10 protein-coding genes are annotated in these 12,527 nt (G+C 44.7%); all 10 read right to left on the bottom strand.

Annotated elements, in window-relative coordinates; genetic code table 11:
• Window positions 1-33 precede the first annotated feature (33 nt).
• Window positions 34-1,419, bottom strand: coding sequence for a UDP-N-acetylmuramate--L-alanine ligase (gene murC / locus AB9N12_RS06020; RefSeq protein WP_369890559.1), 1,386 nt, complete (start codon window positions 1,417-1,419; stop codon window positions 34-36).
• A gap of 84 nt (window positions 1,420-1,503) precedes the next feature.
• Window positions 1,504-2,625, bottom strand: coding sequence for an undecaprenyldiphospho-muramoylpentapeptide beta-N-acetylglucosaminyltransferase (gene murG / locus AB9N12_RS06015; RefSeq protein WP_369892823.1), 1,122 nt, complete (start codon window positions 2,623-2,625; stop codon window positions 1,504-1,506).
• A 31-nt stretch (window positions 2,626-2,656) separates the two neighbouring features.
• A complete protein-coding gene (locus AB9N12_RS06010) occupies window positions 2,657-3,985 on the bottom strand; it encodes an FtsW/RodA/SpoVE family cell cycle protein (RefSeq protein ID WP_369890557.1) in 1,329 nt (442 codons plus the stop codon).
• 32 nt (window positions 3,986-4,017) lie between these two features.
• Window positions 4,018-5,352: a UDP-N-acetylmuramoyl-L-alanine--D-glutamate ligase gene (gene murD, locus AB9N12_RS06005; protein WP_369890555.1), complete on the bottom strand. Its 1,335-nt coding sequence runs from the start codon at window positions 5,350-5,352 to the stop codon at window positions 4,018-4,020.
• A 114-nt stretch (window positions 5,353-5,466) separates the two neighbouring features.
• Window positions 5,467-6,735 (bottom strand): phospho-N-acetylmuramoyl-pentapeptide-transferase, encoded by a 1,269-nt coding sequence (gene mraY / locus AB9N12_RS06000; RefSeq protein ID WP_369890553.1) that lies wholly within the window; start codon window positions 6,733-6,735, stop codon window positions 5,467-5,469.
• A 91-nt stretch (window positions 6,736-6,826) separates the two neighbouring features.
• Window positions 6,827-8,275 (bottom strand): UDP-N-acetylmuramoyl-L-alanyl-D-glutamate--2,6-diaminopimelate ligase, encoded by a 1,449-nt coding sequence (locus AB9N12_RS05995; RefSeq protein ID WP_369892822.1) that lies wholly within the window; start codon window positions 8,273-8,275, stop codon window positions 6,827-6,829.
• Window positions 8,276-8,304: 29 nt separating this feature from the next.
• Entirely contained in the window at window positions 8,305-10,431 is a 2,127-nt protein-coding gene (locus AB9N12_RS05990; protein ID WP_369892821.1) for a penicillin-binding transpeptidase domain-containing protein, read from the bottom strand.
• 76 nt (window positions 10,432-10,507) lie between these two features.
• On the bottom strand, window positions 10,508-10,861 hold the full coding sequence (locus AB9N12_RS05985) for an FtsL-like putative cell division protein (protein ID WP_369890551.1): 354 nt from the start codon (window positions 10,859-10,861) through the stop codon (window positions 10,508-10,510).
• A gap of 6 nt (window positions 10,862-10,867) precedes the next feature.
• Window positions 10,868-11,782, bottom strand: a complete 915-nt coding sequence (rsmH, locus tag AB9N12_RS05980) for a 16S rRNA (cytosine(1402)-N(4))-methyltransferase RsmH (RefSeq protein ID WP_369890549.1) — start codon at window positions 11,780-11,782, stop codon at window positions 10,868-10,870.
• Complete coding sequence (gene mraZ, locus AB9N12_RS05975) at window positions 11,769-12,239, bottom strand: division/cell wall cluster transcriptional repressor MraZ (RefSeq protein WP_369890547.1); 471 nt, start codon at window positions 12,237-12,239, stop codon at window positions 11,769-11,771. Before mraZ ends, rsmH begins: the two co-directional genes overlap by 14 nt.
• Window positions 12,240-12,527: the final 288 nt, after the last annotated feature.

The following is a 12,527-nucleotide window of genomic DNA, read 5'->3' as shown; positions in this document are numbered from 1 at the left end:
TGGCTGCACTGTTTCGGACAGATGGCCGGGTTATTATTTATTCATTTTATTTTCTAATAGTTTCTTTATTTCAGGGACATAGTTGTCGATGTCTCCAGCTCCCAAAGTGATTAATACTTCCATGTTTTTATCTTTCAGAATGTTCAGGATATCTTCCTTTTTGCACATACTTTTTTCAATGCCCGGACGGAGATTATCATAAATCAGTTTGCTGGTGACGCCAGGAATTGGTGTTTCACGTGCCGGATAGATGTCTACCAGAATCACTTCGTCCAGTAGCGACAGGCTATCGGCAAAATCCTGATAAAAGTCGCGGGTACGAGTATAAAGATGTGGCTGGAAGATGGCTGTGATCTTCTTATCCTTGTACAGTTCGCGTATAGACAACACACTCTGTTTAATTTCAGAGGGATGGTGGGCATAGTCACTCAAAAAGACAATTCGGTCGTTCTTGATCTTGAAGTCGAACCGGCGGTCTACTCCGCGGAAACTAGCCATACCTCTTTTAATTTCTTCATCGGTCACTCCATTAAGGTGTGCCAATGCTATGGCGGCTACGCTGTTTTCTATGTTGATGCTAACCGGAACTCCCAGTTGGATGTTGTCGATACGGGTGTCCGGAGCAACAAAGTCGATGAATATATCCCCGTTTCCGATGCGGATGTTGTCTGCATGGAAATCGCCTTCGTCACGTGAGTAAGTGTAGACACGAACGCCCGGCTGCACTTTCGGTTGCAGGGAGATACCTTTGCGGATAATCAGTGTGCCACCCGGTTGGATAAGCGTGGTATAATGCTCGAAACTTTCCAAGTAGGCTTGTTCTGTGCCGTAGATGTCCAAATGGTCGGGATCGGTAGATGTAATTACGCTCATATAAGGTGACAGCCAGTGGAAAGAACGGTCAAATTCATCCGCTTCAATCACTGTGTAAGGGCTTGCTTGAGAGAGCAGCAGGTTGGTGCTGTAATTCTTTGAGATTCCTCCGAGAAAAGCGGTACATTCCACGTGCGACTGATGGAGCAGATGGGCTGTCATGGTCGATGTGGTTGTTTTACCGTGAGTGCCTGCTACGCACAGACCTTTGCTCGAATGGGTAATAGTTCCCAATACTTGGGCTCGTTTTTGTATTTCGAATCCGTTGTTGCGGAAATAAACGATTTCTTCGTGTTCCTGCGGAACGGCGGGCGTGTATATGACTAACGTGCTTTCCTTGTCTTTGCAGGCTTCGGGAATCAGGTCGACATTTTCTTCATAATGTATTTGTGCGCCTTCAGCGATCAGTGTTTCTGTCAATGGAGTAGGAGTACGGTCATATCCGGCCACTACCTTTCCTTTGAAAAGAAAGTAGCGTACAAGTGCACTCATACCGATGCCACCGGCACCTACGAAATAGACTGATTTTATCGTTTCTATATTCATTCCTTTTATTTTTATTTAGTACGGATTACATCGTTTGATTCCTGGCTATGCCGCTACTTCACATCGTGCAATCCGATAATCTATTTATCTGTTCTTAGTTTCTGCCAGTTTGATGACCTCCTGTGCGATGATTCTCGCAGAATCAGGCAAAGCCAGCTTGGCGATATTTTCTGTCAGTGCTTTCAGTTTTTGTTCGTCATTGACGGTGGATAATGCCACATTCATCAGGGTCGTTTCCGCTTCACTGTCTTTAACGTAGACAGCTGCCTGCTTGTTTACCAATGCTAAGGCATTCTTTGTTTGGTGATCTTCTGCCACATTGGGTGAAGGCACTAAAATAACAGGTTTATGTAACAGGCAGAATTCTGAAATGGAACCCGCTCCCGCACGGGAGATCACGAGATCGGCTGCTGCATAAGCGGCTGCCATGTCTTTGATGAAATCTGTTACATATAAGTTCGGAAGTTCTCCTACAGCTTTCACGGCTTCTTTCACTTGCGGGTAATAGTATTTGCCCGTTTGCCAGATGAATTGTATGTCCGTATTTTCTTTGATGGTTGTCAGTTCGGCTGTCAGCGTGTTGTTGATGGTGCGTGCACCCAAGCTGCCACCTACAATCAGAATCGTCTTTTTGCCGGATTGCAAGTTGAAAGAACGCAATGCTTCTTCTTTAGACGGTCTATCTTTTGTCAGATTTTGGCGGACAGGATTTCCCGTCACGATAATCTTGTCGGCAGGGAAGAACTTTTCCATTCCGTCGTAAGCTACACAAATCTTACAAGCTTTCTTTGCCAGGAGTTTATTGGTAACCCCGGCATAAGAGTTTTGTTCCTGGATTAATGTCGGTACTCCCATCATTCCGGCAGTCTTTAGTGTCGGTCCGCTTGCATATCCGCCTACACCTACCGCCACTTGTGGACGGAAGTCTTTGATTACTTTGCGGGCTTTCCACTGGCTGCGCATCAGTTTAATCAATACAGCTACATTTTTCCATAAGCATTTGCGATCGAATCCGGCTATCGGAAGTCCGATAATCCGGTAGCCTGCATCGGGAACCCGTTGCATCTCCATACGTCCTTCAGCGCCTACAAAGAGGATTTCAGTGTCGGGGCGTAGCTCTATTATAGCGTTTGCGATAGAAACGGCAGGGAAGATATGTCCTCCTGTTCCTCCACCGCTGATGATAATTTTAAGTTTTTGTTCCATCATGCTGTTTTTTTCTGTCCTTTCCCGGCATTTACCGTTCATTGTTACTGCTGTCATGCTCATCCTCAAACTTGGCATCGCTGTTCAGGATCTGTGCTGTCGGTTCGGCTGCAGTCTGTGCCTCGGAGTCTGTGACTGCATCCGCCTCTATTTGCAGTTGGATCTGTGCATCGTGCATTTTCTGTTCCTCCAGATGAGCGGTATATCGACTTACGCTTAGTATCATACCAATGTAAGCGCAGTTGATTAACGTACTTGTACCTCCTTTGCTGATCAGGGGCAGGGGTTGTCCGGTGACGGGAAATAGTCCGACGGCGACCATCATATTCAGTATTGCCTGCGATACCAACAGCAGAGCGATACCCATGACGAGAAAGGCAGGGAAGGTTCGCTCGCATTTCTGGGCGATTCGGCCGGCTCGCATCAACAGCCATAGATAGAGGAACACCACAAATATTCCTCCTATCAATCCCATTTCTTCAATTACAATCGCAAAGATAAAATCGGAGAATGCCTGACTAAGAAAGTCACGCTGTACCGAGTTTCCCGGACCTTTGCCGATTACGTGGCTGGTAGCAATGGCGATGTGTGCATGCGCCACCTGTGCGTCTTTGTCAATATCAAATTTAGCGGCCGGTACTTCCTCCTTCTCAAAGAAACCGGAAAAACGGTTCTGCCACGTTTCGAAACGGTGAAGTCCCGGAGTGTTATGCAGTGTTTTGGCGGGAATAGCCATCAGTATACCTACGACAACAACGCCCACAACGCCCAATATCCCCAACATCCCGAATAGCTTTTTGGCAGATACCCGTCCGATAAACATCATCATGCATACCACTCCGAAGAGTAGCATCGCTGTCGAAAGGTTTTCCGGTGCGATGAGCAGGAATACCAGTCCGGTGAGAATCATGATATGTTTGAAGGCATTCGGGTTAGCTCCGTATTCGTCCTGTTTTTTCGACAGGATGAATGAGACGGCAATGATCACCGCCATCTTTGCCAATTCCGAAGGCTGGAACTGTAATCCCATAAAGGTCATCCAGCGGGCTGCCCCGTTGACACGGTCTCCCGTGATTATTCCCATTAGCGTAACGAATGCCAGTAGAACCAGAGAGATCGGATACAGAAAGACCGGAAATACCTGAAACCATTTGTAGGGAACATTGTGCAGAAATATGACTACCACAGCTCCTACCATCAGAATGATGGAGTGTTGCGTAATCGGTCCCCAATGATCGCCACTTTTGTAAGTTAGTGTCGATGCTGCCGAAAACACCTCGATGATCGAGATGAGACAGAGGCAGAGGAAGATAATCCAGATTACCTTGTCACCTTTGAATATGTTCTTTAATAAATCCAATCTTGCAAAATTTAAAGATTAATAATTAGAAATTAAAGGGCACGGACACATTCTTTAAATTGGTTACCGCGGTCTTCGTAGCTCTTGAAGAGGTCGAAAGAAGCGCAGCAAGGACTCAATAATACCGTTTCACCTTTCTTTGCCAATTTGTAGGCTGCTTCTACGGCATCTTTCATGCCGGTTTGCACATCGGCTACCGGCAGGCCGAAACGGTCGAAGAACTCGTGAAGCTTTTCGTTATGGAGTCCTAGATATACCAATGCTGAACACTTTTTGCGTATCAGGTCTTCAATTTCGGTATAGTCGTTTCCTTTATCTTTACCACCGAGAATCAATACCGTTTGGGTAGTCATGCTTTGCAGGGCATACCAGCAGGAGTTGACATTCGTGGCTTTAGAGTCGTTGATAAAATCAATTCCGCGTACACGTGCCACCTTTTCCAACCGATGTTCCACTCCCTTGAAGTCAGAGAGGGCTTTTCGGATATTTTCTTTGGTGATGCCGGCAAGGTTTGCCGATATACCGGCGGCTAAAGAGTTGTACAGGTTATGCTGACCTGTCAGGGCCAGTTCCTCCTGTTCCATGTTGAAGGCAATCGGTTCGGTGATTTTCACTTCGTTATCTTCTACGTATGCGATGGCTCCGTCTTCTTTTACTGCGGCGAAAGGATACAGATGGGCTTTCAGACCATGTTTCGCCAGTTCCTGTTTGATGATCGGGTCGTCATTCCAGAAGATGAAGGCATCGTCCGGAGTTTGGTTTTGGGTGATGCGGAATTTGGCATCGATGTAATTCTGCATACAATGACCGTAGCGATCAAGATGGTCCGGAGTGATGTTCATCAATACAGCGATGTTCGCACGGAAGTTATACATATTATCCAGTTGGAAAGAGCTAAGTTCGATAATATAATAGTCATGGTAATCCTCGGCTACCTGCAACGCAAGGCTTTTGCCGATGTTGCCTGCCAATCCTACGTTCAGACCTGCGCTTTTGAAAATATGATAGATCAGGGAAGTCGTTGTTGTCTTCCCGTTAGAACCTGTAATACAGATCATTTTGGCATCAGTATAGCGTCCGGCAAACTCAATTTCGGAGATAATCGGCGTGCCTTGAGCTTTCAGTTTCAGGATGATCGGAGCGTCATTCGGGATACCGGGGCTTTTAATAACCTCATCGGCATTCAGTATGAGTTCTTCTGTATGGTGTCCTTCTTCCCAGGCAATATGATGGTTGTCAAGAAGTTCCTTATATTTATCCTTGATGGCGGACATGTCCGAAACAAACGTCTCAAATCCTTTGACTTTTGCGAGTACGGCTGCACCTGCACCGCTTTCGCCAGCTCCTAAAATTACTATTCTTTTCATCTACGATAATGTGCTCTTTTTTTCTAATCGACTGATTTGTCTATTAGATGCGCACATCTTTTAAAAGTTAATAATCGGGTTAATACTCTCTATATTTTTAATTAAGCCTTCGTTCTATCTTATCTTTAGCGTTATAATTGTTATTGCTGCCAATACAATTGTTACAATCCAGAAACGGACGGTAATCTTTGATTCGTGGAACAATTGGTCGGGTTTGGTAAATTTCACCGTACAACCCGGCTCAATCAGGCTCATCGAAGTACGGAAATGGTCATGAATAGGTGTGCGCTTGAACAAACGTTGTTTTACACCTTTCTGCTTTCCCGCTTTGTAATAAGCCCGTTGCAGGATTACCGACAGATTTTCTACCAGAAATACACCGCAAAGAATCGGTATCAGCAATTCTTTGTGGATGATGATGGCAAACACTGCGATAATACCGCCAATAGTAAGACTGCCAGTGTCTCCCATAAATACTTGTGCCGGATAAGCGTTATACCATAAGAAACCGATCAGCGCACCAATGAAGGCACAGATAAAGATTACCAGTTCTTCCGATCCCGGAATATACATGATGTTCAGATAGCTTGCGAACTCGATATGTGATGATACATATGCCAATATCCCCAGTGTTGCACCGATAATGGCCGAGTTCCCGGCCGCCATTCCGTCCATGCCATCATTTAGGTTGGCACCGTTTGATACGGCGGTAACGACAATAATTGTGACAATGACGAACAATATCCATCCGACTGTTTGCGCATGTTCACCCATGAAAGAAACCAAATCGGCATAGTCAAGGTTGTTGTTCTTGAAAAAAGGAATCGTTGTTTGGGTCGATTTCAAATCATTGGTTCCGTGTATCACTTCCATTTCCTGTCCCGGATTATGAACTTCGATATTCTCACGGATTACTACGTCCGGACTTAGATACAGGGTCATTCCGACAATTAAACCTAAACCTACCTGACCGATAATCTTGAACTTGCCATGTAAACCCTCTTTGTCTTTTTTGAAGATTTTGATATAGTCATCTGCGAATCCGAGCGATCCCAACCATACAGTAGTTATCAACATCAGTATCATGTATATGTTATGCAGTTTACCCAATAACAGGCAAGGAATCAGGATAGCTACAATGATGATAACACCTCCCATGCTCGGTACGCCTACTTTGTTCACACCGAATGGGTCTGTTTTAGCATCACGCTGCGTTTCTGTGATTTGTTTCCTTTTGAGTAGGTTGATGAATTTATCTCCCCAGATACTTGAAATAAGTAACGCGAGGATAACCGCCATCAAAGCACGGAAGGAAGTATATCCGAACATTCCCGCTCCTGGAAAATTGAGCTTATGCAGCCATTCAAATAGATAATATAACATAAATAACTTGGCAATTTATTGATGTGTTACCATGCCGTTTCTGGCGGATGAATATCGGAGAACCAGTCGGCATATTAGCATCATCTATTCATTATTTAAAAATTTCTTTGAGTATTTCTTTATCGTCAAAATGATGTTTTACTCCTTTTATCTCTTGGTAATTCTCGTGCCCTTTTCCGGCAACGAGGATCACATCGCCTTTTTCTGCTAGCATGCAAGCTGTGCGAATCGCTTCTTTACGGTCGACAATGCTGAGCGTTTTCTTCATATCTTCCGTATCCAGTCCGGTAAGCATATCGTTGATGATGTCTTGTGGCTCTTCGAAGCGAGGGTTGTCTGAAGTAATGATGACGCGGTCGCTGGCTTTGGCTGCTTCCTTTGCCATGATGGGGCGTTTACCTTTGTCACGGTTACCGCCGGCACCTACTACTGTAATTACTTTCCCTTTTCCTTCAAGTACTCCATGTATGGCATTCAATACATTAATGAGAGCATCCGGAGTATGTGCATAATCTACAATTGCTGTAATTCCCTGTGGTGAACGCACTGCATCGAAGCGTCCGGCTACCGGATGAAGCGTGCTAAGGGCCACAAGTACCTCTTCTTCTTTCTTGCCTAACAGAACGGCTGCACCGAATACTGCCAGCAAATTGGAAGCATTGAACTTACCGATAAACTGAACTGCTAACTCATGGTTATTGAAGTCGAGTAACATTCCTTCAAAATGAGACTCCAATACCCGCCCTTTAAAGTCGCAAAGACTTCTCAATGAATAAGTATAGACTTTAGAACGTGTGTTCTGTGTCATTACCAGTCCGTTCTTATCGTCAAGGTTGGTCAGACTGAATGCATTTGGGGGCAGTTCGTCAAAGAATTTCTTCTTGGCTTTCAGATAATTCTCTACTGTTTTATGATAGTCAAGATGGTCGCGGGTCAGATTGGTAAAGATACCTCCTGCAAACTTTAGTCCACTGATACGTTTCTGCGCAATGGAGTGTGAACTGACTTCCATGAAAGCATATTTGCATCCTTCATCCGCCATTCGTCCCAATAAACGGTTCAATGTGATGGGATCAGGTGTGGTATGCTCTGTCGGAATCGGCTCATTATCGATATAGTTGCAAACGGTAGAAATCAATCCTACCTTATATCCGAAATAGCGAAATGTATTATATAATAAGGTCGCGATTGTTGTTTTTCCGTTCGTTCCGGTAACGCCAACCAATTTTATCTTGGAAGTCGGGTCACCATAAAAGGTAGTAGCAATCTTTCCTACCGCATCTTCACTATCTTTTACTTGTATATAAGTGATTCCCGCAACAGTCTCTTCCGGCATATCCTCGCAAAGAATAGCGATAGCTCCTTTAGTTATGGCAGCAGGTATGTAGGCATGCCCGTCGGCTTGTGTGCCGCGCATTGCCATGAACAGTTGCCCGGCTTCTACTAGGCGGGAGTCGATATTGACTCCGGTGATTTTTATGTTTGAATCTCCGACTACCTCTACCGGTTGGATCGCTTTTAATAACTCCTTTAATAACATCACTCTATTTAATTTTTAATCTTTAATTTTTAATTTAGCGTCAGCGTCACCGTCTGCCCCTTTTTTACGATGCTCCCGTTGGCTATGGATTGGCTTTTTACTTTGCCCACTCCGACCAGATTGACTTTTAATCCTTTGCTTTCCAACAAGTATACTGCATCTTTCGCTCCCATTCCTATTACACTCGGCACAAAATTCCGCATATTGCTCCGGCTTTCAAGAACTACAGCCTGCGGGGCAGCGTGTGTATTCCCCCACACTTCTTTTCCCGAATCGGCTATTTTACCCTGTATATTAATTCCCAGTTCTTCCAACACCCGTTGCGCTTCGCGCATTTCTCCGGCTTTTACATGCGGAATAACTACAGAATTGGTGTCAATTGCGTTGGTAAGCGGTAGCCGCAGATCTTTGGCATACACTCTTTCTGCAATCTTACTGAACACACTACCTGCCATCAAACCTCCCGAAGCCGGCAATCCCGGTTTTTGGATAGAGACAATCATACTATATTTAGGTACCTCTGATGGGAAATACCCGCAGAAACTAACCAGATAATTTGTTCTTCCCGTTTTGTATCCAGCTGCTCCTTGTGAAATTTGTGCCGTTCCCGTTTTACCTGAAACGTGGAACTGTTTACTTCCCGCAGGCTTGGCAAGTCCTTCACTGACCACTTTCCGGAGTATTTCACGAATCTGTGTCAGAGTCTTATCCGAACAAATCTTAGGATTGATAATTTCCGTAGGATATTCTTTCACGATTTCACCATCTTTCATCGCGGCTTTAACAAATTTCGGACGCACAGTGACTCCATTATTGGCTATTCCGTTGTAGAACGTAAGAATATTGATTGGCGGAACCTGTGTCTCATAGCCGATACTCATCCACGGCAAAGTTGTCTTTGCAAAATAGCGTTCTTTCGGACCGCGGATATTCGGCTTTCCTTCTCCCGCAATCTGCAGATGTAACGGCTGGTCGATACTCATCCGTTTCAACCCGTCTACGAACTTCTGTGGATTACTGCCATAGAAATGATCTATAATATAAGAAGTACCAATGTTGGACGAAACTCCTAGAATTTCTGTAACAGTCAGCTTCCCATATCCTCCACGGTGCCAGTTGTGGTCTTTCATGACACGTCCGTACATCGGCATCTGTCCGTTGCCGGTGTCTACCACATAGTCTGGGGTGATCTTACCGTCTTCAAGAGCTACCATAATGGATGCCGTCTTGAAAGTAGACCCCGGTTCAAGCATGTCACTGATGGCGTTGTTGCGCATTTCGTAATATTCGCCGTCTTTGCCCTGCATCATGTTGACGATAGCTTTCACTTCTCCGGTAGCTACTTCCATCAATACTACTACGCCCACACTGGCATTCAGCTCTTTCAGCTTATCCACTAATGCTTTCTCACAGATATCCTGCATACCTACGTCGATGGTAGTAATCAGATCGCAACCGTCAACCGGCGGTATATCGATAATGTTCAGGAATTTGTTCATCACCTTCTGGCGGTGTGTCAATCCGTCCCGCCCTTTCAGGAGGGTATCAAAAGCAAGCTCAATACCATTTTTGGCTCCTTTGGCAGTATCTGCATACACATCTCCCAGCGTACGGGCAGCCAGTGAACCGAATGGTTTCTTACGTTGATTGTATGCTAATTCTTTGAATCCGCCTTTATACCGGTTCAGGCAGAATACAGGTAGTTTCTTAACCTCTTTATATTGTATGTAGGAGATACGTTTGGGATAAATCAGATAATTGCGACTTTTTGCCTGGCGTCCTTTCTTGAGATGTGCCTTGAATTGTGCCGCAGTTTTATCCGGGAATATCTTATGAAGTCCGACACAGATAGAGTCCATATTGGCGTTGAGGATAGAGTCCCGACGTGCCTGATCTTTTCGTCTGCGTTTTTCGTCCTTTTCACCGGACATGAAGTCCATATATATTCTGTATTCGGGCAGAGAACTGGCCATTAATTTACCGTCAGAAGAAATAATGTTTCCACGGTTAGGCTTCACCGTCACATTCTCTTTTACGAAACGATCAGCTACATCCTGCCAGTATTGTCGTTCGGCAAACATGGTGATGCCTGCTTTCACAACAATAGCTATTCCTATCAACGCCATCAACAGAATAACGAAGAAGTAACGGGTCATTATGCTTTTTTTGTTAACTGCCACAGTACTTGTCTTTTAAACACTTAACTATCATTTATCAATTATCTGCTCTCACCTATTTAATAAGGTAAGGAGGTTGGGTAGAGGTTTGCAAATCGCTTTCCTTACTCGATATATAATCTTCAATGCGTGACTGGCGGCTCTTCTCCATCAGTTCCGAGCTGCGCGTGAGTGCGTTGTATTTAATGTCTATCAATTCTTTTTTCAACCGGTCTATCTCGATCTGTTGCTGTTGACTGGCATAACGATTGTGAATGTAGAAGATGATGAGTACCATAATAAGTACCAGCAACTTCGTTTGGCGGCGGAAAAAATCGGTAGCCAGAATGTCTCCACCCAAAATGCTTTTCAGTGAGGTGCGTTTCTTCTTACCCTCTTCTGTTTTCTTATTTACTACTACTTCTTCCATATTTCCCTATTTCTTTTCTGCAATTCGTAATTTGGCACTTCTCGACCGTGGGTTTCGTTCTATTTCCGCTTCATCGGGAACGATCACCTTATTATTGATAAGGCGGAAAGGCGTTTGTAAATTCCCGAAGAAGTCGGTTTCTGTTTTCCCTTCTACATTACCTGTTTTCATGATGTTTTTCACCATGCGGTCTTCCAATGAATGATAAGTGATTACCACCAATCTACCGCCCGGCTTTAATGCTTCCGTGGCAGTCTGCAACATCTCCTTCAGTGCTTCCATTTCTTGGTTTACTTCGATCCGCAGTGCCTGAAATACTTTTGCCAGCTCTTTTTTTTCACGTTCACGACCGAAAAGCGGTTTGATGATTTCCAGAAACTCGCCAATGGTTCGGATGTACTGTCCGCTTCTGGCTTTAGCGATAGCGGAAGCCAGTTTGCGGCTGTTCTTTAGTTCCCCGTACAGATAGAGAATGTTTGCAAGACGTTCCTCCTCATAAGTGTTTACGATATCTGCTGCTGTCATTCCGGCACGCTTGTTCATACGCATATCCAGTGCTCCTTCAAAACGGAAGGAAAAGCCGCGTTCACTATCATCGAAATGATGGGAAGATACGCCGAGATCGGCCAGAATCGCATCTACTTGTTCGATACCGTGATAGCGCAGGAAATTGTGCAGGTAACGGAAGTTGCTGCGTACAAAGGTGAAGTGAGTGTCGTTGACAATGTTCCGTTCTGCGTCCTCGTCCTGGTCGAATCCCAGCAGATGTCCGCCTTCTCCGAGCCGTGAAAGGATTTCGCGCGAATGTCCTGCTCCTCCGAATGTAACGTCTACATACGTTCCATCCGGACGAATGTTCATCCCGTCAATGCTTTCTTTCAACAATACCGGTGTGTGATATGTCAATTCATCTTTCCCCATCTTGTCTATTATCGTCGTTCATAATTTCTTCTAATGCCGCACCGAACTTTTCGGGTGACATGAAAGGCTGTTCTGCCCGCTCTTTCGCCCAGATCTCTATCTTGTTGTCGATACCGATAAAGCGTATATCCCCTAGAATACTACAAATCTGTAAATATCGTTTCGGGATTAATATACGTCCGTTGTTGTCAGGTGTTACCACTTCAACATCGCTCACAAACTGCCTGAAAATGAGTTGGTGTTTACTGTTCCATTTGTTCAGTCTGCTGCGAAGCTCGTTCAACTCCTCATTCCACACGCTTTCTGGGTATAGGGTCAAACAGTCTTGGAATACGTCTTTACGCATAATAAGCCTCTCTTCGGAGGCAGCTTGCAATTGCTTCCTGAAGGTGGCGGGTATGAACACCCTTCCTTTGGCGTCTGCCCTGGCTTCTATATTTCCTAAAAAACGTATCATTTCCTTATTATAATAAGCGACTGTAAAAGTATGAAATTCCCCACAATTCCCCACAACTTTCCACTAAAAACTTTTGGGAAAGTTTTCAACAGGATGTTAAATGCTTATTTGCTTGAAAATGAAGTGGCTTTGGAAATGCTTTACTGGAGGGGAGATCGTGACGGTAAAACGAAAATAATGTCTGTATAGGAAACCTTAAATAATGTGGTGGCGGAGATTTCTTTTGATGCAATGGGAACTTGTACGACTCCCCGATGTCGTGCAACTAATCTTAGTTATAAAGTAAAA

It is taken from the genome of Bacteroides sp. AN502(2024) (assembly GCF_041227145.1).
GTDB lineage: Bacteria > Bacteroidota > Bacteroidia > Bacteroidales > Bacteroidaceae > Bacteroides.
The sequence above is the reverse complement of the archived record's forward strand: the minus strand, read 5'-3'. Positions and strand labels throughout refer to the sequence as shown.